Consider the following 22,191-nt stretch of genomic DNA (forward strand, 5'->3'; position numbering starts at 1 on the left):
TCGACGGACGGCGGCCGACCGAGCGGCCGCGACAGCGTACCTGGCGTGCCCGGAGGGCCTAGGCGGGCACCTCGTGGAACAGGGTCCACAGCCGCTCGGAGTACTCCTCCCAGGAGGTGACCGGGCGTGCCCGGGCCTCGGCGGCGAGCCGCGCGTGCAGGGTGTCGTCGGTGAGGAGCCGGTCGAGCGCGGCGGCGAGGTCCTCGTCGTCGCGCGGGTCCACCAGCAGGGCCCCGCCGCCGCCGTCCGCGATCTCCCGCATGGAGCCGAACGCCGAGCCGATGCCCGGGGTGCCGGCGGCCAGCGACTCCGCCAGCGGCAGGCCGAAGCCCTCGTTGACGGACGGGAAGACGGTGCAGCGCGCGAGCCGGTAGGCCGCCCACAGCAGCCGGTCGTCGAGCTTGGAGGCGGTCTCGACGGGCCGCCCGTCCTCGACGAGCTCGGCGAGCCGCTCGGTGAACTCCTCCGAGCTCCACGAGTTCCCGCCGACGAAGGTGAGGCTGAACCGGCGGCCGCGCCGCCACAGCAGCTCCGCCGCCTGCAGCACCGCGAGGTGGTTCTTGCGGGGCTCGTGGGAGCCGACGCACAGCACGAGGGGCAGGTCCCCGACGAGGAACCGCTCGCGGGCGTCCGCCAGCGCGTCGGCGTCGGGTACCGGGGCGTGCGCCGGCAGGAGCACGGGTGCCACGCGGGGGCCGGTCAGCCCCGCCCCCTCGAGCATGCGGCACCAGCCGCCGTACTCGGTGGCGGCCGCCTGCGAGATGGTGCCGACGACGTCGAACGTGGCGACGGCGGCGAGGTTCAGCGCGAACACGGCCGCGAAGCCGTGCGCGGAGGTCTCGCTCGACGTGAGCGGCACGAGGTCGAACCCGATGACGGCGCAGCGGGCCGCGGAGTACCGGCCCAGGCCCTGCAGCGACGCGCACCGGCGCGGCTGGATGGCCAGCTCGGGCAGGACGTAGGTGGCCCCGCGCCACGGCACGACGACGGTGGTGCCGCGCGTGCCGCGCGTGTCCGCGGCAGCCGTCCCTGCCGGGGAGGCGACGGCGCAGCCTGCCAGCGCGGCGTCCCGGTCGGCGTCCGCGAGCGGGACGAGGGCGTCCATGTCGGGCGTCCACGCGACCGCGGTGTAGTCGTGCGCGTCCCGCCACGCGCGGCCGACGTGCCGGGCGACGCGCTGGATCCCCGTGCCGAGCGGGTACAGGACGAGGTCGCCCATGTCGACGAGCGTCCCCTCCGCCTCCACGCGCACCTCGCGGGTGGCGGAGGCGCCCGTCGTCGCGGCGCGGGCCGCGTGCAGCACAGCCGCGGGTCCGTCGAGGGTGGCGGCGCGCCGGGCGTCGACGACCTCGTCGGCCGTCGGGAGGCGGGCGGCGAGCACCGCGAGGGCGAGCCAGGTGGTCGGGTCGTCGGCGTCGCGCAGCAGGGCGACGGCCTCCCGCTCGAGGTCGGCGGCGCTGCCCCCGCGCACGGGGCGCAGGGGGTCGGTGCCGTCGAGCGCGGCCAGCAGGACGCGCAGGCGCCGCTCCCACACGTCGGCGGGGACGCGCGCCGGGAGCACGGCGGGAAGGACGGCGGGCAGCACGGCGGGCGCAGCGGCGCGGGCGGCCCGGCGCACGACGGCTGCGGCCCGCCCGGCGGCGGAGCGGGCGAGCGCGGACGCCCCCGCGGAGGTGGTGCGGCCGGCGGCGCTCATGCGGTCTCCTCGACGAGGTCGGCCCAGAGCTCGTCGGCGTAGTCCGCCCACGTCCGCGCCGGGATGGCGGCGGCCTCCGCGCGCAGCCGGGCGCGCAGGTCGGCGTCGGTGACGAGGCGGCGGAGGCCCGCGAGCACGTCGTCGTCGTCACGCGGGTCGACGGTGACGCAGCCGCCGAGGGCCGCGATCTCGCCCTGGCTGCCGTACCGGGTCGTCAGCACGGGCGTGCCGCAGGCCAGGGACTCCGCGACGGGCAGGCCGAACCCCTCGTGCAGCGACACGAACGCCGTGCACGACGCGGAGCGCAGCAGCGTCCACAGCTCGTCGTCGTCGACGCCGGTGCGCCAGTCGAGCGGCCGGCCCGCGGCGCGGATCCGGTCGAGCTGGCCCTGCACGCGGCTGACGTCCCACCCGGGACGCCCGACGAGGCACAGGTCGAACTGCGCGCCCTCGCGCCAGAGCCGCTCGGCGGCGTGCAGCAGGGCGCCGTGGTTCTTGTGCGGCTCGAGGCGCCCGACGGACAGGACGAGGGGACGCTCGCGACGCGGGCGCGTCCAGCCGGGCGGCGCGGGCGGGACGGTCGTCGGCAGCGCGACCTCGCTCACGCGGGGGCCCGGCAGGCCCTGCGCCGCCATGGCCGCGGCGTACCCGGCGAACTCCTGCGCCGCCGAGGAGCTGATCCCGGCCATGCGCCGTGTGTGCTTGACGACGGTGAGGTACTCGGCGAACCCGTTCGGCTCGCCCAGGGGTCGCAGGTCGGCGCTGACGACGGGGATCGCGTCGTAGCCGATGCCGACGACGCGCGAGCCCGACAGCTCGGCGAGCGCGGCCAGCCGCGAGCAGCGCGGGTCGGGCGCCGGCACCTCGAGGAGCACGACGGTGGCGTGCCAGGGCACGAGCAGCGGGGTCAGGTCGCGCGCGCGGTCCTCCGCGGCGGCCTCCTCCTCCGTCTGCTCGACGGGGCCGGTCCACCGGGCCGCGCGCTCCGTCTCGGCCGGGGTGAGGGCGCGCAGCCCGCCGCCGCCCCACGTCCAGCCCGCCAGCTCGACGTCCCGCTCGACCGCCCAGACGCGGGCCACCTCGCGGGCGACGCGCTGGATGCCGTTGTGGAAGTCGTAGCGGGCGCAGGAGTCGACGTCGACGAGCGTGCCGGTCACGACCCGCAGCGGCCGCAGGGCCGAACGGAAGCGGCGGGCGAGCGCGACGCCGGCGTCGAGGAGGCTCAACGTGAGCTCCCGCTCGCCCTGCAGGGCCGCGCTGCGCTGCAGCGTGCGCACCTCCGCGGCGGACGGGTAGGCGCCGGCGAGGGCGGCGAGCAGCAGCCACGCCAGGTCCGCGCGACGCGTGCGGGCCAGCTCCCGCGCGAGCTCCGACAGCGCCTCGGACGCCTGCGTCCGCGGGCCCCAGCCGGCGTCGGGGACGTGGCCCAGGACGACCCGGGCGACCTCCAGCAGGCGGGCGGCCGTGGCCTCCTCGACGCGCTCGGCGACGTCGGGCTCGTCGTCGGGCATGCCGGTCGAGGTGCGCGTCGGCGCGCCGGCCGACCTGCCGGCGGCACGGGCGGCGCGGGCGGTCGGCGTCATCGGGTCGCGGCCCGGCGGCGGACGGCGCGCAGGGGCGCGGTCACCCGCCAGGAGACCGTCCGGCGCATGGCCTCGAGCTCGCCGCGCAGGTGGTCGGCCGTGCCGTCCGGCGGGGGCGCGCTCGCGGAGGCCACGGCGTCGGCCCAGCGCCCCAGGGCGGCGGACCGCCACCGGACGAGGTCCTCCGTGAGCCCGTCGATGGTCGCGCGCCGCTGCAGGTCGAGGTCGGTGTCGTACTCGTCGAGCGGGCAGGCGGGGTAGGAGAGCAGGGGGCCCAGCCGGTCGGCGTGCTCCTCGGCGACGTAGAAGCGCGACAGCCCGTCGAAGAGGCAGAAGCGGTAGCCCGCCGCCAGCAGGTCCGGCTCCCACGCGCCGTGCGTCGGCGCCGTGGTGCGCGGCTCGGTGGCCTCGACGACGAGCACCCAGGGCCGCCACGTGCGCAGGTCGACGCTGCGCAGGACGGCGCCCTCGGCGCCCTCGACGTCGACGACGACGAAGTGGAGGTCGTCGGCCGGCGACCAGCCCGCGGAGGCCAGCACCTCGTCGAGCCGGCGCGCGGGCACCTGCAGGTCCTCGGCCGCGTAGCCCGCGCTCGTGTGGCCCTCGGCGATGTGGTCGTCGAGGGTCGACAGGCCCGTGTCCCCGATGCGGTGCAGCGTCACCGTGCCGCCCGGCGTGCCGGCGGGGACGTCGACGACGGCCGCCTCCACCTGCGTGTCGCGCGGGCGCTCGGCGCGGTGCAGGGCCGCCAGCGTGGGCACGGGCTCGACCGTGATCCCCGACCAGCCGCGGTCGTAGAAGCCGCGCGTGACCGAGAACGTCCGCGGGTGGTTGGCCCCCACCTCGACGTAGCGGCCTTCCGCGACGCCGCGCAGCGCGCGCCACAGGACGACGTCCTCACGGTTCTGGGCGAAGGACACGAAAGGACCGGGCATCACGCCGTGGAGCATAGCCGCGGCCCACCGGGCCTCCCCGGGCGGCGCGGGCCGCGCCGCTATGCTCGTCGGCGAGCTGTCCACCGTCCCCGAACGAGAACGAGACCATGGCGCGCGCACTCATCACCGGCATCACCGGCCAGGACGGCCTCTACCTGGCCGAGCTCCTCCTGGGCAAGGGCTACGAGGTCTTCGGCCTCATCCGGGGCCAGAACAACCCGAAGCTCGACCTGGTGCGCCGCACGGTGCCGGACGTCACGCTCCTCACGGGCGACCTGACGGACCTCTCGTCCCTGCTGCGCGCCATGGAGGTCGCGAAGCCGGACGAGGTCTACAACCTCGGCGCCATCTCCTTCGTCGCGTACTCCTGGGAGAACGCGATGCTGACGTCCGACGTCACGGGCAAGGGCGTGCTCAACATGCTCGAGGCCGTCCGCCTCTACGCGGGCGACGACCTGTCGAAGGTCCGCTTCTACCAGGCCTCGTCGTCGGAGATGTTCGGCAAGGTGCAGGAGGTGCCGCAGCGCGAGTCGACGCTGCTGTGGCCCCGCTCGCCGTACGGCGTGGCCAAGGTCTTCGGCCACTACATGACGATCAACTACCGCGAGTCGTACGGCCTGCACGCCTCCTCGGGGATCCTCTTCAACCACGAGTCGCCGCGCCGCGGCCCGGAGTTCGTCACGCGCAAGGTCTCGCAGGCCGTGGCGCGCATCAAGCTCGGCCTGCAGGACGAGCTCGTCATGGGCAACCTCGACGCCAAGCGCGACTGGGGCTTCGCCGGCGACTACGTCGACGCCATGTGGCGCATGCTGCAGCAGCCGGAGGGCGACGACTACGTCGTGGCGACGGGGGAGACGCACTCCATCGGCGAGCTGCTCGACGTCGCCTTCTCGGCCGTCGGCATCGAGGACTGGTCCGGCATCGTCAAGCAGGACCCGCGCTTCATGCGCCCGGCCGAGGTCGACCTGCTCATCGGCGACCCGGCCAAGGCGCGCGAGGTCCTCGGCTGGACCCCGCAGGTCGGCTTCCGCGAGCTCGTCACGATGATGGTCGAGAACGACCTCGTCGAGCAGCGCGCGCTCGCCGGCAAGTAAGCGGTGCGCGCCCTCGTCACCGGCGTCACGGGGCAGGACGGCGGCTACCTCGTCGAGCGGCTGCTGGCCGACGGCGTGCAGGTGCACGGCCTCGTCCAGTCCCGGGACGGCGCGGCCGCGGACCTCGCGGCCGCGCACCCGGAGCTCGTCCTGCACACCGGTGACCTGGCCGACCACGACGGGCTGCGCGGCCTGGTCGACGAGGTCGAGCCCGACGAGGTGTACAACCTCGCGGGCATCAGCTCCGTGGCGTACTCCTGGGAGCACCCGACGCTGACCGCGCAGCTGTCCGGGGTGGCCGCCGCGGTGCTGCTCGAGGCGGCCCACGCCCTGCAGGAGCGGACGGGCCGGCGCGTCGCGTGCGTCCAGGCGTCGTCGGCGGAGATCTTCGGCCAGGCCGAGCGCTCACCGCAGGACGAGCGCACGCCGGTCGCGCCGGTCTCGCCGTACGGCGCCGCCAAGGCGTACGCGCACCACATGGCCGCGGTCTACCGCGGGCGGGACCTGCACGTGGCCTCGTGCATCCTCTTCAACCACGAGTCGCCGCGGCGGCCCACGGCGTTCGTCACCCGCAAGATCACCGCCGCCGCGGCCCGCATCGGTCACGACGGGCACGGGGTCATGCGGCTGGGCAACCTCGAGGCGCGGCGGGACTGGGGCTGGGCCCCGGACTACGTGGACGCGATGGTGCGTGCCGCGCGGCACACCACGGCGGAGGACTTCGTCGTCGCGACCGGACAGACGCACTCCGTCGGCGAGTTCGCGGAGGCGGCGCTGCGCCGCGCGGGCATCGGCGACGACTGGGCGCAGCACGTGGAGGTCGACCCGGCGTTCTTCCGGCCGGTGGACGCCGCGGTCCTCGTCGGGGACCCGACGAAGGCCCGCACCCTGCTGGGCTGGGAGCCGACGGTGACGTTCACCGAGCTCGTCGGGCGGATGGTCGACCACGACGTCGCGCTGCTCGCGGCGGAGGGGGCGTGAGCGGGGCGACCGGCGGCGCGACGGGCGGGGCCGGGCACGGCGCGGGGCCGGTGGTGCGGCCCGGCGTCGTGTCGGTCGTGCTGGTCAACTACCGGGGCGCGGACGACACGATCACGGCGCTGCGGGCCTTCGAGCAGGTCGACTGGCCCGCGGACCGGCTCGAGCTCGTCGTCGTCGACAACGACTCCGGCGACGGCGGCGCGGACCGCATCCGCGTCGCCGTCCCGCACGCGCGGGTCGTCGACGCGGGGTCGAACACCGGGTTCGCGGGCGGCTGCAACCTGGGCGTGGCGCACAGCACGGGCGAGTACGTCGCGTTCCTCAACAACGACGCCCGTCCGGACGCGGGCTGGGTCCGCGCCGCGGTCGAGGCGTTCGAGGACCCGACGGTCGGGGCCGTCGCCAGCAAGGTCCTCGACTGGGAGGGCCGCCTCGTCGACTACGTCGACGGCTCGCTCACGTGGTTCGGCATGGGCTACAAGCGCGAGGTCGAGCGGCCGGACGCCGGGCAGTGGGACACCCCGAAGGACGTGCTGTTCGGCACGGGCGCGGCGATGTTCGTGCGCGCGGACCTGTACCGCGAGGTGGGCGGGTTCGACGAGCGGTTCTTCATGTTCTACGAGGACGTGGACCTCGGCTGGCGCCTGAACCTCCTCGGCCACCGGGTGCGGTACGTGCCGGGGTCGGTCGCCTACCACCGCCACCACGTGACGATGAAGAAGTTCGGCGACTACCGCGAGAGCTACCTGCTCGAGCGCAACGCGCTGCTGTCCATGGTGAAGAACTACGAGGACGGCACGCTGGCGCGGACGCTGCCGGCGGCGATGCTGCTGGCCGTGCGGCGCGCGGTGGCGCGCAGCGGGGTCGACGCGACGGCGCTGGACCTGCAGCGCTCGCCCGGCGGCGACGACGTGGGCACCATCGAGGTGCCGAAGACGGCGCTGACGGGGCCCTGGGCGCTGGAGTACCTCGCCGAGCAGCTGCCCGGCCTGCTCGAGACGCGCCGGGACCTGCAGGCCCGCCGCCGCCGCAGCGACCGCGACCTGTTCCCGCTCTTCCGCGAGGCGATCGAGCCCGCCTACGGCGAGCCCGCGTACGTCGGGACGCACGACCTGCTCGTGGAGGCCCTCGGGCTCGACGAGCACTTCCGCAGCCGGCACCGCGTCCTCGTCGTCACGGGCGAGCCGTTGGGGGAGCGCCTGGCGGGCCCGGCGATCCGCGCGTGGGAGATCGCGAAGGCGCTGGCGCCCGAGCACGACGTGCGGCTCGTGACGACGGCCGGCGCGCGGCGCAGCAGCCCGGACTTCGCCGTGTCGTACGCCGGCGGCACGGGGCTGCGCGAGCCCACGGACTGGGCCGACGTCATCGTGTTCCAGGGCTTCCTCCTCGAGCACGCGCCGTGGCTGGCGGGCTCGTCGAAGGTGCTCGTCGCCGACGTGTACGACCCCATGCACCTCGAGCAGCTCGAGCAGGCGCGCGACCTGGGCGCGGAGGGCCGCCTCGACGCGGTCACCACGACGACGCGCGTGCTCAACGAGCAGCTGCGCCGCGCGGACTTCCTGCTGTGCGCCTCGGACAAGCAGCGCGACTTCTGGCTGGGCCAGCTCGCGGGGCAGGGGCGCGTGAGCCCGGCGGTGTACGACGAGGACGCCACCCTCGACAACCTCCTGGCCGTCGTGCCCTTCGGCATCGAGGACGCGCCGCCCGTGCAGCGCCGGCACGGGATCAAGGGCAGCGTCCCCGGCATCGGGCCCGACGACAAGGTCGTCCTCTGGGGCGGGGGCGTCTACAACTGGTTCGACCCGCTCACGCTCGTGCGCGCGGTGAACCGGCTGAAGGACGACCACCCCGACGTGCGGCTGTTCTTCCTCGGCATGAAGCACCCCAACCCCGGGGTCCCGCGCATGCGGGTGGCCTGGGAGACGCGGGAGCTGGCCGAGTCGCTGGGCCTGGTCGGCACGCACGTGTTCTTCAACGAGGACTGGGTGCCCTACGACGAGCGGGCGGACTACCTGCTCGACGCCGACGTCGGCGTGTCGACGCACTTCCACCACGTGGAGACGGCGTTCAGCTTCCGCACGCGCATCCTCGACTACCTCTGGGCGGGCCTGCCGGTCGTCGCCACGGACGGCGACACCTTCGGGGGGCTCATCCGCGAGCACGGGCTCGGGCGCGCGGTGCCGGCCGAGGACGTGGACGCGCTCGCCGGGGCGCTGGCCGAGATGCTGTACGACGAGGGCGCCGCCGACGCCGCGCGGGCCGCCGTGCGGGCCTTCGCCCCGCGGTTCGCCTGGTCGCGGACGCTGGCACCGCTCGTCGCGTTCTGCCGTTTCCCGCGCCGGGCCGCCGACCTGGCCGTGCCCGGCGAGCCGGAGGGGCCGCGCCGGGCGGTGCGGCGCCGCCCGCGGCCGACGGTCCGGCAGGACGTGGAGCTGGCGCTGGGCTACCTGCGGGCGGGCGGCGTGCAGGAGGTGGCGCGGCGCGCCTCCGGGCGCGTGACGCGGGTGCTGCGGCGGGGCTGACGGGGACGGTGGTCCGGCCCGCCCGTCGGACCGTCCGCCGGTCCGGTGGGCGGGGTCAGCGGACGAGACCGGTGCGACGCGCCGCCGCACCCGCCGCGCCCCGGACCTGCCGCAGCCGGAACCGCAGGTCCCCGCGCGCGCGGGCCCGGCGCCGTCCGGCGACCTCCTCGAGGTGCGCGGCGATCGCGCGACCGGCCACCGCGGGGCTGTGCCGCTCGCGGATGTCGCTCGCGGCCCGGCGTCCGCGCACGGCTGCGGCGGCGGGGTCGTCGAGGACCGCGCGCAGCGCCGCCGCGGCGGCGTCGAGGTCGGGTTCCGCCCACCGACCACCGGCCGGGTAGGGCGCGGCGCCCGCCGGGATGGTGCCCGGCGAGCACGGCACGAGCCAGCTGTTCTCCTCCGTCATGAACTGCAGGTTCCCGCTGTACCCCGTCGCGACGACGGGCCGGCCCCACGCCATCGCCTCCGCCATGGTCAGGCCCAGGCCCTCGCTGCGGTGCAGCGAGGCGTAGGCGGCGCACCCCGCCACGAGGGCGTCCCGCTCCGCGGCGTCGAGGTAGTCCTCGAGGAGGACCACGTGCTCGAGGTCGACGACCCGGCGGCGCAGCCGTTCGGCGTCCTGCGGCCGGTGCTCGGCGTTGATGGTCTTGAGCACCAGCACGGGCCCGTCGTCGGGCGTGACGGCCGCCGTGAAGGCGTCGACCAGGCCGAGGGGGTTCTTGCGGTCCAGCGTGCTGAGGTGGTCGAACGCGAACAGCACGTAGGGCCGGTCGGGCACGCCGAGGTCGCGCGGCGGCACCACGGGGGCGGGCCCGCGCTGGGGCAGCGGGGGCGTGAGCGTCACCACGGGGACCGGGCTGTGCGGGGCGATCGCCGCGCGGACGAAGTCCGTGGCGACCCACACCTCGTCGACGGCCGCGAAGCCGCCGTGCTGGTCCGCGGGGAAGTCCTCCACCTCCCAGTACCACATGCCCACGCGCAGGCTGCGGTCGCGCAGGCGCGGCGGCAGCGACGCGACGACCGTCGGCGTGAGGTCGGCGTTGACGCAGACCACGGTGGTGTCGAAGGTGACGGCCTCCGCGTCCCGCTCGGCGCGCCCGGCCGTGCGCACGGCCCGCTGCCGGCTGCGGACGAGGTCGTCCCCGACGGTGAGGGCGGCGTGCGGCACGCCGACGGCGTCGAGCGCGGCGACGAGGCCGCGCGCCGACTCCCCGAGCCCGAGCTCGCCGCGCAGGAAGCCGACGACGGTGACACCCGGCTCGGGCGCGCCGGCGGGGGCGGGCGGTGGCGGCGGTGCGGCGGCGGCGCGCCGGAGGGCGGGCTCGACGAGGGCTGCCGGGGCCCCGTCGGCGACCGCGTGCTCGCGTGTCCAGGCGAGGAACCGCGGCGTGTCGGCCCCCGGCACGCGAGGAAAGGCGCGCCGCAGGTCCGGCCGACGTGCGAGCAGGGCGGCGAGGACCGGTGCCGGGGCACCGGCCGGCCCGGGTGCCGTGAGGCGGCCGAGCAGGTCGTCCGCGGTGCGCGGGTCGTAGGGGTCCCCGGCCCCTCCGGGGGTCGTCGGGTGCGTGCCGGGTCCGGACCCCGGTGCGGCTTCTTCCGGCGGCGCCCCGAGGGCGACGAGCGCGTCGCGCAGGAGGTCGTCGACGGGCACGCCGAGCGCGGTGCGGGCGGGGTCGAAGGCGTCCGCCGGCACGACGGGGGCGGGCGCGTCGCGCAGGCTGCGCGCGACGGCGGCGACGAGGGCCGCGAGGTCGCGCTCGTCGTCGAGCCGCCGCTGCGGCACGCCCGGGCGCGCGTCCAGCAGCCGGGGACGCACCGGGTCGAGCCCCGACAGGTCGAGCAGCTCGACCGGACGACCGGCGACGGCGAGGCCGGACGTCGGCGCGCCGGACCACGCGGACAGCACGGCCGCCGGCTCACGCACGGCCGCGTGGGGCACCGCCGCGGCCAGCGCGTCGAGCCACCGGTCGTCGTCGGGTGTCGCGGTGCGCCACCAGGCCACCACGGAGGTGCCCGGTGCGCGCAGGGCGAGCGCGCCGGGGTGCCACCAGCCGCGGCCCGGGACCGACGCCCCCGCCCCGTCGCCCGGGTGGGCCGGCGCCCGCGGGACGAGCGCGAGGTCGGCGTCGGACAGGCCCGCCAGCAGGGCGTCCGGCCGACGCAGGGGCAGGACGCCGGGGGCCAGGACGAGCAGCGGCGTGCCGGCGGGCACCTCCCGGCCCACCGCCGCCACCAGGTCCGGCAGGAGGGCCCGGGCCGCACCTGCACCGCCGTGCCGCAGCGCGAGGGCGTGCAGGCGCCCGACGGGGACGCCCCACCCGGCGGCGTCGCGCACGTCGGGGGGCAGGTCGTGACGGCCCTCCGCGCGAGGGGCCGCGGGGAGGTCCGTGCCGGGATCCGTGCGCAGGGCGGCCGGCAGCGCCGGGACCGCCGGGTCGAAGGTGCCGTCGAGGTCCAGCACGTGCACGGCGAGGCCCGGCAGGACGGCGCGCGCCGCGGCGACCGTCAGCGCCGCCGCGCGGGCGGTCGCCGCGCTCGTGGCGAGGAGGAGTCGGGGGTCGGTGACGACCGGCACGGGCGGGGTCCTCCTGCGCGTGGTGGGTCCGCGGACCGGTTCGGGGTGTGCGGGGCAGTCCCATCGTGCCGGACCGGCGAGCCCCGGCCGACCGCGGCCGACCGCGGCCGACCGCGGCCGACCGCGGCCGACCGCGACCGACCGCGACCGAGCCCCGCACGACCCCCGCACGACCCCCGCACGACCCGCAGCACGACCCGCCACCGGGTGCGCAGCGCCCCTCGGGCGGGTGAAGCCTGGCTAGAGTGACGCCGAGCAGCGGCGGGAGGACGCCCGCCGTCACCGTCCGCACCGGGACCACCGCAGGGGGAGCAGTTGCTGAACATCGTCGTGCCGATGGCAGGCCGGGGCAGCCGGTTCGCCGACGCCGGGTACGAGGCGCCGAAGCCGCTCATCCCCGTGCTGGGGCGCCCGATGATCGAGCTCGTCGTGGAGAACCTCCGGCCCTCGGTCCCGCACCGGTTCGTGTTCATCTGCCAGGCCGAGCACGTGGCGCGCTACGACCTCGGCACCCTCCTGCCGCGCATCGCGCCGGGCGCGGTCGTCGTGCCGCTGGACGGCATCACGGAGGGCGCCGCCGTGACGGTCCTGCACGCGCGGGAGCACATCGACCCCGACGACCCGCTCGTCATCGCCAACAGCGACCAGTACGTCGACGTCCCCGCCGACGACTGGGTGTCCGCCGGCCTGGCGCCGGACGTGGACGGCCTCATCCTCACCATGGAGGCGGACGACCCGAAGTGGTCCTTCGTCGAGCTCGACGACGCGGGTCTCGTCACGCGCGTCGTCGAGAAGGAGGTCGTCTCCGACCAGGCGACGGTGGGCATCTACCTGTTCGCCCGCGGCCGGGACTTCGTCGACGCCGCCGACGCGATGATCGCCGCGGACGAGCGCGTCAACGGCGAGTTCTACGTCGCGCCGGTCTACAACGGGCTCATCCGCGCCGGGCACCGCGTCGTCGTGCACGACGTGGGGCAGGTGGGCGCGGGGATGCACGGCCTCGGTACGCCCGCCGACCTCGACGCCTTCCTCGCCTCGGCCACCGCCGCCCGGCTCGGCACGCCGGCGTGAGGCCCGCACGCGTCCTGGCGCACCGGGGGCTCTGGGAGGGCACCGCCGACGCGCCCAACTCCCCGGGCGCGCTGCGCGCGGCGCTGGCCGCCGGGTTCGGCCTGGAGACGGACGTCCGCGACGGCGGCGGCACCCTCGTCGTCAGCCACGACCCGCCGCGCGGTGGCGAGCCGACGCTCGCCGACGTGTTCCTCGGGATGCCCGCGGGCGGGGGGCCGCTCGCCGTCAACGTCAAGGCGGACGGGATCGCCCCCGCGCTCGCGGCCGCGCTGGCCGACGTGCCACGGCCGTGGTTCGCGTTCGACATGTCCGTGCCCGAGACCGTGCGCTACGCGGCGCTCGGCCTGCCGTACCTCACGCGGCACAGCGACGTCGAGCCCGAGCCGGTCCTGCTGGCCGGCGCCCGCGGCGTGTGGCTCGACGCCTTCCGGTCCGACTGGTTCGGGCCGGCCGAGGTGCTGCGGCACGCGGACGCCGGCCGGCTCGTCGTCGTCGTCTCGCCCGAGCTGCACGGGCGGGACCCGCGTCCCCTGGCGGACGCGCTGCTCGCCACGGACGGGCTCGACGAGCGCGAGGTGCTCGTGTGCACCGACCGGCCCGCGGTGTGGGGCGCGGGTCCGGGCGCCGTGCCGGGCGACGTGCCGGGCGACGTGCCGGGCGTCGTGCCGGGCGCCGGGGTGCCGGCGGGGTCGGCGGTGGTCCCGTGATCCGCGCGGTGGTGTTCGACATGGACGGCGTGCTCATCGACGCCAAGGACTGGCACTACGAGGCGCTGAACCGCGCGCTCGCCCTGTTCGGCGCGCAGATCGAGCGGGCCGACCACCTCGCGATCTACGACGGCCTGCCCACCCGGGCCAAGCTCGAGATGCTCTCGCAGCGCACGGGCCTGCCGCGCCGGCTGCACGCGTTCATCAACGACCTCAAGCAGTCCTACACGCTCGAGCTCGTGCACGAGCGATGCCGGCCGGTGTTCGCCCACGAGTACGCGCTGTCCCGGCTGCGCGAGCGGGGCTACCGCCTCGCGCTCGCCTCGAACTCCGTCCGGGAGTCCGTGGACCTCATGATGAGCCGGTCCGCGCTCGGCGGGTACCTCGACTTCAGCCTCTGCAACGCCGACGTCGCCCGCGCGAAGCCGGACCCGGAGATCTACCTCCTGGCCAGCGAGCGGCTCGGGCTCGACCCGTCCGAGGTGCTCGTCGTCGAGGACAACGACAACGGCATCGCGGCGGCCCGTGCGGCCGGCACCCACCTGCTCGTCGTCGGGTCGGTCGAGGACGTGACGTTCGCGGCGATCTCCGCCCGCATCGCCGAGGTCGACGCGGGGGTGGTCGCATGAAGGCCGTCCTGCTCGGCGCCGGACCCCGCGGGGCCGGCCGCCGCTCGGAGGACCAGCAGCCGTCGTACCTGCGCGAGCAGGACCGCACGCTCATGCTCGAGCGCACGCTGCGGTCGGTGGGCCGCGTCGCCCGGGAGTCCGTCGTGGTGGTCCGGGCCGAGGACGCCGAGCGGTACCACGTCGACCACATCGTGTCCCTCATCGAGCCCGACGCCCACCTCATCGTCGTGGCCCACGACACCGCGGGTGCCGCGTGCTCGGCCCTGCTGGCCGTCGACCTGCTCGAGGAGGACGAGGAGCTCCTCGTCGTCAACCTCACCGACTTCGCCGACGTGGACCTCCGCGACGCCGTCGGCGTCTTCCGGGAGCGCGGCGCGGCGGCCGGCACCCTCGTGTTCGACTCCCTGCACCCGCGCTACTCCTACGTGCGGCTCGAGGGGGAGGGGGGCGACGAGGTCGTCGAGGTCGCCGAGAAGAGCCCCATCAGCCGGCACGCGACGGCGGGCGTCTACTGGTTCGCCTCGACCACCGCCTTCGTCGAGGCCGCGAAGTCCATGATCCTCAAGCGCGCCGAGGTGCAGCACTCGTACTTCGTCGCCCCGGTGCTCAACGAGATCATCCTCGACGGCGGGCTCGTGCTGGCCGTCCGGATCGAGCAGGACGCGTACATCGAGATGAAGTCCCCGGACCCGCGCGAGGTGCGCGCCGGGGCGGAAGGCAGGCCGGCGTGAAGCAGCACCACCTCGACGACATGGTCCGCGGCTGGTTCGTGGGCGACTTCGAGCCGACCGCGCTGCGGACGGGCGAGTTCGAGGTGGCCGTGCAGCGCTACGCAGCCGGCGACGTCGAGCCCGTGCACCGCCACGACCTCGCCGACGAGATCACCGTCGTCGTCTCCGGCGAGGTGGAGATGTGCGGCCGGCGCTGGTCGGCCGGGGACATCGTCACCGTCGAGAAGGGCGAGGCGACGGGGTTCCGGGCGCTGACCGACGCCGTGACGGTCGCGGTGAAGCGGCCGTCGGTCATCGGGGACAAGCACCTCGTCGAGCCGACGGGTGCGGGCCAGGACCGATGAGCGAGGCCGCGGGGCCCCGGGTCCGCACCCCCGCGGACGCGGTCGACCTCGTGCGCGAGGTCTTCGCCGACGTCGTGCCGCGGTCGTTCGTGCTGCTCGGCGGTCCGGCCGGAGGCTGGGAGTCCCTGGCGGCGGTCGGGTGGCAGGGCGTGGCGGTGGGCCACGGGGACGACGAGCCGACGGGCAGCGATGTGCCCGGGGTGCACCACGTGCCGGGGCCGCCCGTGCCTGCCGTCCTGCGGGACCTGGTCGGCCTGCTCGGCGGACCTCCGACGATCGTGGTCGTGGCGCACGACCCGGCGCGGCCGCGGCCCCGGGGCTGGCAGGACCTGGGCGCCACGGGGGTGGTGCTCCGGTCGGACGACCCGGCGGGCGCCGGCGGCGTGGAGGGCGACGTGCTCCTCCGGTGCGCCGACGGGTGGACCGTCGGGGTGCCCGTGGCGCGCGCCCGGCGCCTCGTCGGGCTCCTGCCGCAGGGCGACGACGACGTGCCGGTGCTGGCCGGCGCGGCCCGTCGAGGCTTCGCGGACGCGGCGGTCCGCTGGGCCGGGGACGCGCAGCGGGCCTGGCGTCGCGAGCTCGCGGTCTCGCACCGGCTGCGCGAGCGTCTCGTGGCCCTGGACCCCGACGCGCTGAGCACCGGCGAGGACGACGCGCCGGTCCCTCGCGGGCCGGTGGCACGAGGGCTGCCCGCTGTGGTCCCCGAGGCGCTGGTCGACGCGGCCCGCGCCGTGGGCGCGGAGGACGCGGGCGACCCGGTGGCCGCGCTGGTCGCACGCCTCGACGACGAGGCCGACGGCTCCTCCGCCTGGTGGGCCGCGGCCACGGCGGCGCGCGGTGCGGTGCCGCGCGCCGCGGACCTCGAGGCCCTCGCCGACCGGCGCGCGGGCACCGGTCTGCGCAGCGCGGTGCTCGGGCTGGCCGGCGGCACGCCCGGCGGGACCGACGACCCGGGGACCGGAGTGGTACGGGCGCGGTCCCTGCCCGGCGCCGACCTCCTGCTCGTCGCCGACCCCACGACGGGGGACGGCAGCGCGCTCCTGGCGGCGCGCCTCGCGCCCCGGTGGCGCGAGCGGGGCGGGGTGGCCGTCGTGCTCGACGCCGCGCACCGCGTGCTGCGCGTCCTCGGCGGTGCGGCCGGACCCGCGGCAGCGGCGGTCGGTGACGGCCGGGCGGACCAGGACGTCGACGACGACCCGCACGACCCCGGGCCGGAGGACGGCGCCGCGGTGCTGCCGGGCGGGGGCCGCGTCGTCGTCCTCGGCGCGGCGGCCGCAGCCGCGCCCGACGTGCCGGCCGCGCTGGCCGCCGCGGGCACCGAGGTGCTGTGGGCCTACCCGGAGACGCTCGCGCCGACGGGTCCGGAGGACGACGTCGCCGACGCCCGCGCGCGTGGTGCCCGGCACGCGCGACGGCTGGTGCTGCCCGGGGGGACGCACGGACGGCAGGAAGCGGCCGTGCTGACGGCCCGGGCCGGCCGCGGCGGGGCGGCCGAGGTGGTGCACGTCGCCCTGCCGGCCCAGGTCGTCGAACCGGCGCCGACGGCTGCGGACGTGCTGGCCGCCCGCGCGCTGCGGTCCGCGCCCCTGCGGCCGGCGGTGCTCGTCCGCAGCAGCCCGGGGGCCGACCCGACCGTGCTCGTCGCGGTCCTCGCCGCCCTCGAGGTGGTGGCCGCCGGGCACGGGCCGCTGGACGTGCTCGTCGCGGGTGACGCGCCCGGGCCACGGGCGGCGGCCCGGATCGACCGCCTGGCAGCGGGCGGGACGCGGGTGACCGCCACCGGACCGCTGCCGCCCGGGGTCGACGCCGCGCTCGCCCACGAGGTCGCGCTCGTCGTGGTCCTCCCCGGTGCGCTCGCGGCGGTGCCGGAGCTGCTCGCCGCGGCGGCGGGTCGACCGTGCGTCCGCGTCGACGTGGACGAGCTCGGCCCCAGCGCTCTCGCCGACCGGTGCGCCGCCGCGCTCCGGGACGGCGCTCGCACCTCGACGCACGGCGGGGACGGCGCGCCCGACGAGCGGCCGGACGACGGGCGGGACGACGGGTGGGACGGGTTCGCGGACCGGCTCCGGGACGCGCTCCTCGCCGGGGGACGCCGTGGGTGAGGAACCGGTGCACGCCGTCGTGGACGTCGGCGCCGCGACGGGCGGGTTCGGGCTCGAGGTCGCCCGCCGCAACCCCGGCCTCCTCGTGCTCTGCGTCGAGCCCGACCCCGCGCTCGCGGCGGCGGTGCGGCGCACGGCGGACGTCGAGGGTCTCCGCGGGGTCCGGGTCGTGGAGGTCGCCCTCGGGGCGGCGCCGTCGGCGACGCAGGACCTCGCCGGCGGCACGCGCGGGACGCCCCACCCGCCCGCGGTCGAGGTCGTCACGCTGGCGGCGCTCCTCGACGAGCAGGGTGCGGACGTCGTCGACTTCCTCCGGCTCGGGGGGCGGGAGGCGCCCCTCGACGTCCTGGCGGGCGGCGGGGACCGGCTGCCGCACGTGCGCGCCGGGATGCTCGTGGCGCCCACGGTGGCGAGGCAGGCGCCCGGCGAGGACGCGCCGCCCGACCTGGTCGAGGCCGTGGTGCGCCTCCGGGCGCTCGGGTTCGTCGTCGAGCACGCGACGCCGCACGACGCGGCGACGGCCGAGCTCGACGTCGTGTTCGCGCGCGGGGCGGGCACGCTCGCCGCGGTCGAGGGGGAGCGGCACCTGCGTGGTGTGCCGCCGTACGACGGCTCGCGCTACTGGGCCGTGCCCTGCGCGAGCGCGGCGTCGGTCGACGCGGTCGGCACGCGGCTGCAGGACGCCGACCGCGTCGTGGTGGCGGCACGCACGGAGGTGGGTCGGGAGCTGGCGGCGCGGCGGGCGGCGGTGCGGGAGCGCGATGCCGCGCGCGACGAGGCGGTCCGGCTGGTCGCGGTGCTCGAGCAGCTCGGCGGTGAGGTCGCGACGCTGGCGGACGAGCTCGCGGACGAGCGCGGGCGGGTCGAGCAGCTGGAGGCCGAGCTCGCGCGGACCCGCGTGGCGCTGCACGAGGTGATGGCCTCCTCCTCGTGGCGCTGGACGTCACCGGTGCGGCGGCTGGGCGGCCTGCGCCACGGGCGGGCGGGCCGGTGAGCGGGCGGACGCCCGCGCTCGACCGGACCGCGCTGCAGGTGGCGGCGGACCTCGTCGCACCGGGACGGCGCTCGCTGTGGGCGGGTCTGCACCCGCCGGTGCCGGGGGCGCTGTCGAGCACCACGATCCTCGACCCCGCGGCCGACTGCCGGCTCGACCCCGCGCTCCACGGGCAGGTCGACACCGTGCTGCTGCTCGAGGACGACCTGTCCGCCTCGCCGCACTGGCCCTGGGTGGTCGACGAGGCGCTGCGGGCGCTCGACGGCGCCGGCACGCTCGTCGTGCGGCACTCGCCGGGACCGTTCATGGCCGCGCACGGTCTCATGGGCCTGCTGCACCGCCGGTCGGGCGGCCGCTGCCGGATCGTGCACCGCCAGGAGTGGGCGGGCACCGGGCAGCAGGTCACCGCGGTGGAGGTGGGGCGCACGGGCGGCCCGGGCCGTCCCCCTGCGGGGCTGTCGTTCGCGCTCGTCACGGACGGGCGGCAGCCCGAGCGGGTGCGCGAGTTCGTCGAGAGCGTGCGTGGCGTGCGCGGCATCCACGGCACGCCCTACGAGGTCCTCGTCTGCGGTCCCCGGGGGTCCGTCGACCACCTCGCCTCGCCCCTGTGGGACGACGTGCGGCTCGTCGAGCAGCCCGAGGAGCACGCGCACCGCGGCTGGATCACCCGCAAGAAGAACCTCCTCGTCGCCGCAGCGCGCCACGACCTCGTCCTCGTCGCCCACGACAGGTACACGGTCGCGGCGGACTGGCTCGAGGGGCTGCGCGTCTTCGGGACGGACCTGGACGTCGTCGTGCCGGCGCAACGCACCCCCGACGGGACGCGCTACCCGGACTGGGTGGGGCTGGGCCACGAGGTGCGCCTCGCGCCGGTCGTCGAGCTGCCCCACGGCGCCTACCACCCGGACGTGTACCTCAACGGGGGCGCGCTGCTGGCGCGCACGGAGCTGCTGCGCGAGGTGCCCTGGAACGAGCTGCTCTTCTGGGCCGAGGCGGAGGACGTCGAGCTCACGCGCCGGTTGCAGGCCGCCGGGGTCGTGCCCCGGTTCAGCCGCGCCCTGCAGCTCGAGACCGTCCTGTCCCGGCCGGACCAGGTCTCCGCCTTCGAGCGGCGGCGCCCGCGACCCGGACCGGTATCCCTGGGCCGCACGCCCGGGGTCGCGCTGGCGGTCGCCGTCGACGTCAGGGACGGCGTCCACCCGGCCGTCGTGGTCGACCCGCCCGGAGCCACGCCGCCCGGGGACGGGCTCCTGCCCCACGTGCTCGCCTTCTCGGTGCAGCTGGGCGAGGAGGCGGGGGGCCTGCGGGGGGCGTCGCTCGTCGTCGAGACGCCCGGTCAGCCCGGCCCCGTCGTGGCCACCGTGAACGGCAGCGCCGCGCCGCCCTGGGGGGAGTCGCGGACGGGCGCGTCCGTCGTGCGCACCGTCGGCCTCCCGCCCGCGCTGGTCGTGCGTCCGCACGACACCCTCCGGGTCCGGCTCGCCGCCGGGCGTCCGTGGACCGGCCAGGAGGTCCGCGTCGCCGTGGTGCCGGGCACCGGGGAGGGCCCGACCACGCGGCTGGGTGCGGGAGGGCCGGGCGACCGGCTGCTGGGCCGGGGCTGGCACGCGCCGGAGGACTGGGGCCGGTGGTCGCGCTCGCGCACCCCGTCGCTCGTGGTGGGGCTCGAGCCCGGACCCGCTGCGCGTCTCCTGCTGCACGCACGCGGCATGGTGCCGCCGGGCCGGGACGTGCAGACGGTCGCCGTCCTCCTCGGGGGCCGGCCGGCCGGCGTGCTCGAGCTGGGGGTGCAGGAGACCTGGCACGCGCTCGCCGTCCCGGCGGGCAGCACCTGCGGCGGCGTGCTGCACGTCGGGTTCGAGGTCCTCTCCCCGGTGCCGCCGACCCGTGCGGGGCGGGGTGGCGACCACCGCACCCTGGGGATCGGGCTGCTGGCGGTGGGTGCCGACGACGCGGTGCTGCGTCCCGTGGGCCCGGCGGGGGACGGGTCGTGACGGACGCGGCGGGGGACGCCGGGACCGCCCTGCTCGTCGTCGAGCCGGCGTTCCTCGAGCGGCACGTCGGCGTCCGGCGCGTCGTCGCGCACCACCTCGGGCTGCTCGAGGGCCTCGGCCTGGCGGTCGACCTGGCCGTCGCGTGGCCGGAGGGCCTCCGGCTGCTGGCGCCGGGGGCGGTGGCGCACGCACGGCGCGTCCTGCACGCCCGGCGCGGGGGTACGGACGAGGTGCACTGGCGGTCGGGCGAGCCCTGGCCGCGCCCCGCCACCCCGCCGGCACCCTCGTCCGTTGCGTCCGGCTCCGCGCGCCACGGCTCCACGGCCGGCGCCCTCGCCGGCGCCGGGGCGGCACGCCCCGAGCGCTACGACGTCTCCGTGGTGACCGTCCCCTGGCTGGGCGACGTGCTGCCACCCGGGGCGCGCTTCACCCACGGGGTGGCCTACGACGCCATCCCGAACCTCGCCGCCGCCCGCGTGCTGGACCTCGGCGTCCCCGTCGTGGACCCGCACTTCGCGGGCGAGCACCACCGGGGCTACGAGGCGTACCTCCGGCAGGTCGGGACCGTCGTGTGCATCAGTGCGCGCACGCGGGACGACCTCGCGTGGCTGTACCCCTTCGACGAGGACCGGCTCCTCGTCGACGTGCCCTTCGACCCCGCCACGTTCCCCGCCATCCCCGCCACCGGGAGGGCGGTCGCCGCACGCGACGTCGACGGGCCGCTGCGGCTCCTGCTCGTCAACGCGCTCGACGCGCGCAAGGGCATCTCGACGGTCGTCGACGCCGTCGCGGGGCTGGCGGCGGAGCGGCCCGTCGCCGTGACGGTCGTCGGCGCCGAGCGCATGCCCCCCGACGACGCGCGGCGCGCCCTGACCGCGCTCGCGGACGCCGGGGCCGACGTCGTGTGGTACCGCGACGCCTCGGACGCGCTGCTGCAGGCGCAGTACGCCTGCCACGACGCGCTGCTGTTCCCCTCCCGCTACGAGGGGCTGGGTCTGCCGATCCTCGAGGCGCAGGTCTGCGGCCTGCCGGTCGTCGCCGGAGGGTGGTCGGGCAGCGCCGGGCTGTGCCTCGAGCCCGCCCTCGAGCTGTCCGACGGCTCCGCGTCGGCGGTCCGGCGCGCGCTCGACGTGCTGGCCTCGGGCGCGCCCCTCCTGCGCGGAACGGCCCTGCGCGCGGCGACGCTGGCGCTCGTGGACCGGATCGGCGGCCCGGACGGGCCCTTCGTGCGGTCCGTGCGCGCCACGGTGCCTCAGCGGAGGCGGTCCGCCAGCAGCGCCGTGTAGGCCGGCCGTTCGACCGCCGCGAGCGCCGCGAGCCTGTCGGCGACCCCGGCCAGCACCTCCCCGGTGCGCAGGGCGAGCCCGAGGCGCGAGAAGAGGAGCGAGCGCCGGCCGTTGGGGTGGTCGGCGTCGCGGCCGACGAAGTGGCACGGCACCCCGAGCCGCGCCGCGAGGAACACGACGTGGATCCGGGACGTCACCACGAGCCGGGCGCCGGCCAGCAGGTGCAGCACCGCGTCGGGCTCACCCAGGGCGAGCGCGGTGACCTCGACCGGGGCGGGCAGGTCGGTGAGGTACGGGCCGGGGTGGGGTTCCCAGGCGCAGTCCTGCGAGGTCACGACGACGGACCCGCCGGCGGGGTCCGCCAGCAGCGCGTCGCGGGCGGCGCGCGCGGCGTCCTCGTCGTGGTCGGAGTCGACCACCCACACCACGTGGCCCCCGCGCCCGGGGAGCACCGGCGTGGGCAGGGGGGCGAACAGCGCGAGGTCGGGGAGCAGCGCGTCACGGTCCTCGGCGCCGGGCGTCCCCAGCTCGGCGCCGAGCGCCCGGGAGGTGGCGTCACGCCAGACCACGGTCCGGGCGAGGGCGGTGAGGCGGGCGGCCACCCCGCCCTCCTCGGGCACGTAGCCGGCGAAGCCCAGGCCCAGCAGGTGCACGGGCACGGTGAAGGACGCGAGGAGGTCGACGATGCCGCCGGCCCCCGTGTGGACGAGCGACCCGCAGGGCACGACGACGGCCGAGCACGAGCGGTCCACCGCCGCCGCCACGGAGCGCGGCAGCGGCGGCAGGGCCGGGTCGGCCGCGCGCCCGAGGCGCACGCGCACCGCCCCCGCGGGCGGCACGACCTCGTCCAGCAGGGCGGTGCAGCCCTGGGCGATCCAGTCGTTGCCCAGGTTGTCCACGGTCTGGGGCAGGAGTACGGCGACGGGGTCAGGCACGGGCTCTCCGAT

The 22,191-nt window shown here is 77.2% G+C and carries 17 protein-coding genes; 12 read left to right on the plus strand and 5 right to left on the minus strand.

Annotation, left to right across the window (positions count from 1 at the left end):
- Nucleotides 1–58 precede the first annotated feature (58 nt).
- From BM048_RS00050 to BM048_RS00060, 3 genes are all read right to left on the minus strand, one after another.
- On the minus strand, nucleotides 59–1,696 hold the full coding sequence (locus tag BM048_RS00050) for a glycosyltransferase (protein WP_090029685.1): 1,638 nt from the start codon (nucleotides 1,694–1,696) through the stop codon (nucleotides 59–61).
- Nucleotides 1,693–3,207, minus strand: coding sequence for a glycosyltransferase (locus tag BM048_RS00055; RefSeq protein ID WP_139224244.1), 1,515 nt, complete (start codon nucleotides 3,205–3,207; stop codon nucleotides 1,693–1,695). The genes BM048_RS00050 and BM048_RS00055 overlap by 4 nt, the downstream gene beginning before the upstream one ends.
- Nucleotides 3,208–3,275: 68 nt before the next feature.
- On the minus strand, nucleotides 3,276–4,214 hold the full coding sequence (locus BM048_RS00060) for an FkbM family methyltransferase (protein ID WP_239078945.1): 939 nt from the start codon (nucleotides 4,212–4,214) through the stop codon (nucleotides 3,276–3,278).
- Nucleotides 4,215–4,321: 107 nt separating this feature from the next.
- On the opposite strand from BM048_RS00060, the gene BM048_RS00065 reads away from it, so the two are divergent.
- The 3 genes from BM048_RS00065 to BM048_RS00075 are packed head-to-tail and all read left to right on the plus strand — an operon-like array spanning nucleotide 4,322 to nucleotide 8,811.
- The gene (locus BM048_RS00065; protein ID WP_090029691.1) at nucleotides 4,322–5,308 is read left to right on the plus strand and encodes a GDP-mannose 4,6-dehydratase; all 987 of its coding nucleotides are present in this window, start codon (nucleotides 4,322–4,324) and stop codon (nucleotides 5,306–5,308) included.
- 3 nt (nucleotides 5,309–5,311) lie between these two features.
- A complete protein-coding gene (locus BM048_RS00070) occupies nucleotides 5,312–6,289 on the plus strand; it encodes a GDP-mannose 4,6-dehydratase (protein ID WP_090029693.1) in 978 nt (325 codons plus the stop codon).
- On the plus strand, nucleotides 6,286–8,811 hold the full coding sequence (locus BM048_RS00075) for a glycosyltransferase (RefSeq protein WP_203708942.1): 2,526 nt from the start codon (nucleotides 6,286–6,288) through the stop codon (nucleotides 8,809–8,811). The genes BM048_RS00070 and BM048_RS00075 overlap by 4 nt, the downstream gene beginning before the upstream one ends.
- 55 nt (nucleotides 8,812–8,866) lie before the next feature.
- Here BM048_RS00075 and BM048_RS00080 read toward each other — a convergent pair whose 3' ends face one another.
- The gene (locus BM048_RS00080; protein ID WP_090029695.1) at nucleotides 8,867–11,386 is read right to left on the minus strand and encodes a glycosyltransferase; all 2,520 of its coding nucleotides are present in this window, start codon (nucleotides 11,384–11,386) and stop codon (nucleotides 8,867–8,869) included.
- A 315-nt stretch (nucleotides 11,387–11,701) separates the two neighbouring features.
- On the opposite strand from BM048_RS00080, the gene BM048_RS00085 reads away from it, so the two are divergent.
- The 9 genes from BM048_RS00085 to BM048_RS17615 are packed head-to-tail and all read left to right on the plus strand — an operon-like array spanning nucleotide 11,702 to nucleotide 21,244.
- Nucleotides 11,702–12,457, plus strand: a complete 756-nt coding sequence (locus tag BM048_RS00085; RefSeq protein WP_090029697.1) for a glycosyltransferase family 2 protein — start codon at nucleotides 11,702–11,704, stop codon at nucleotides 12,455–12,457.
- Nucleotides 12,454–13,164 (plus strand): PI-PLC domain-containing protein, encoded by a 711-nt coding sequence (locus BM048_RS00090; protein WP_090029698.1) that lies wholly within the window; start codon nucleotides 12,454–12,456, stop codon nucleotides 13,162–13,164. The genes BM048_RS00085 and BM048_RS00090 overlap by 4 nt, the downstream gene beginning before the upstream one ends.
- Nucleotides 13,161–13,793 carry an HAD family hydrolase gene (locus BM048_RS00095; RefSeq protein WP_090029700.1) on the plus strand — a complete coding sequence of 211 codons (633 nt, stop codon included), beginning with the start codon at nucleotides 13,161–13,163 and terminating at the stop codon, nucleotides 13,791–13,793. The genes BM048_RS00090 and BM048_RS00095 overlap by 4 nt, the downstream gene beginning before the upstream one ends.
- Complete coding sequence (locus tag BM048_RS00100) at nucleotides 13,790–14,524, plus strand: sugar phosphate nucleotidyltransferase (protein ID WP_090029701.1); 735 nt, start codon at nucleotides 13,790–13,792, stop codon at nucleotides 14,522–14,524. Before BM048_RS00095 ends, BM048_RS00100 begins: the two co-directional genes overlap by 4 nt.
- On the plus strand, nucleotides 14,521–14,868 hold the full coding sequence (locus BM048_RS00105; RefSeq protein WP_090029703.1) for a cupin domain-containing protein: 348 nt from the start codon (nucleotides 14,521–14,523) through the stop codon (nucleotides 14,866–14,868). Before BM048_RS00100 ends, BM048_RS00105 begins: the two co-directional genes overlap by 4 nt.
- Complete coding sequence (locus tag BM048_RS00110; protein ID WP_090029705.1) at nucleotides 14,865–16,970, plus strand: hypothetical protein; 2,106 nt, start codon at nucleotides 14,865–14,867, stop codon at nucleotides 16,968–16,970. Before BM048_RS00105 ends, BM048_RS00110 begins: the two co-directional genes overlap by 4 nt.
- A gap of 7 nt (nucleotides 16,971–16,977) precedes the next feature.
- Complete coding sequence (locus tag BM048_RS00115; protein WP_139224245.1) at nucleotides 16,978–17,964, plus strand: class I SAM-dependent methyltransferase; 987 nt, start codon at nucleotides 16,978–16,980, stop codon at nucleotides 17,962–17,964.
- Entirely contained in the window at nucleotides 17,961–19,958 is a 1,998-nt protein-coding gene (locus BM048_RS17610) for a glycosyltransferase family 2 protein (protein ID WP_139224246.1), read from the plus strand. The genes BM048_RS00115 and BM048_RS17610 overlap by 4 nt, the downstream gene beginning before the upstream one ends.
- Nucleotides 19,955–21,244, plus strand: coding sequence for a glycosyltransferase (locus BM048_RS17615; protein WP_139224247.1), 1,290 nt, complete (start codon nucleotides 19,955–19,957; stop codon nucleotides 21,242–21,244). The genes BM048_RS17610 and BM048_RS17615 overlap by 4 nt, the downstream gene beginning before the upstream one ends.
- On the opposite strand, the gene BM048_RS00125 is transcribed toward BM048_RS17615, so the two are convergent.
- A complete protein-coding gene (locus BM048_RS00125) occupies nucleotides 21,211–22,179 on the minus strand; it encodes a polysaccharide pyruvyl transferase family protein (protein WP_175499148.1) in 969 nt (322 codons plus the stop codon). The two genes, BM048_RS17615 and BM048_RS00125, sit on opposite strands and share 34 nt — an antisense overlap.
- Between the last annotated feature and the right edge of the window lie 12 nt (nucleotides 22,180–22,191).

Source organism: Cellulomonas marina (genome assembly GCF_900111925.1).
Lineage (GTDB): Bacteria > Actinomycetota > Actinomycetes > Actinomycetales > Cellulomonadaceae > Cellulomonas > Cellulomonas marina.

Bases quoted from the DNA above. Each gene is read 5' to 3' on its own strand.
- BM048_RS00050 (WP_090029685.1), bottom strand. From the start codon at position 1,696: ATGAGCGCCGCCGGCCGCACCACCTCCGCGGGGGCGTCCGCGCTCGCC.
- BM048_RS00055 (WP_139224244.1), bottom strand. From the start codon at position 3,207: ATGCCCGACGACGAGCCCGACGTCGCCGAGCGCGTCGAGGAGGCCACG.
- BM048_RS00060 (WP_239078945.1), bottom strand. From the start codon at position 4,214: ATGCCCGGTCCTTTCGTGTCCTTCGCCCAGAACCGTGAGGACGTCGTC.
- BM048_RS00065 (WP_090029691.1), top strand. From the start codon at position 4,322: ATGGCGCGCGCACTCATCACCGGCATCACCGGCCAGGACGGCCTCTAC.
- BM048_RS00100 (WP_090029701.1), top strand. From the start codon at position 13,790: ATGAAGGCCGTCCTGCTCGGCGCCGGACCCCGCGGGGCCGGCCGCCGC.
- BM048_RS00110 (WP_090029705.1), top strand. From the start codon at position 14,865: ATGAGCGAGGCCGCGGGGCCCCGGGTCCGCACCCCCGCGGACGCGGTC.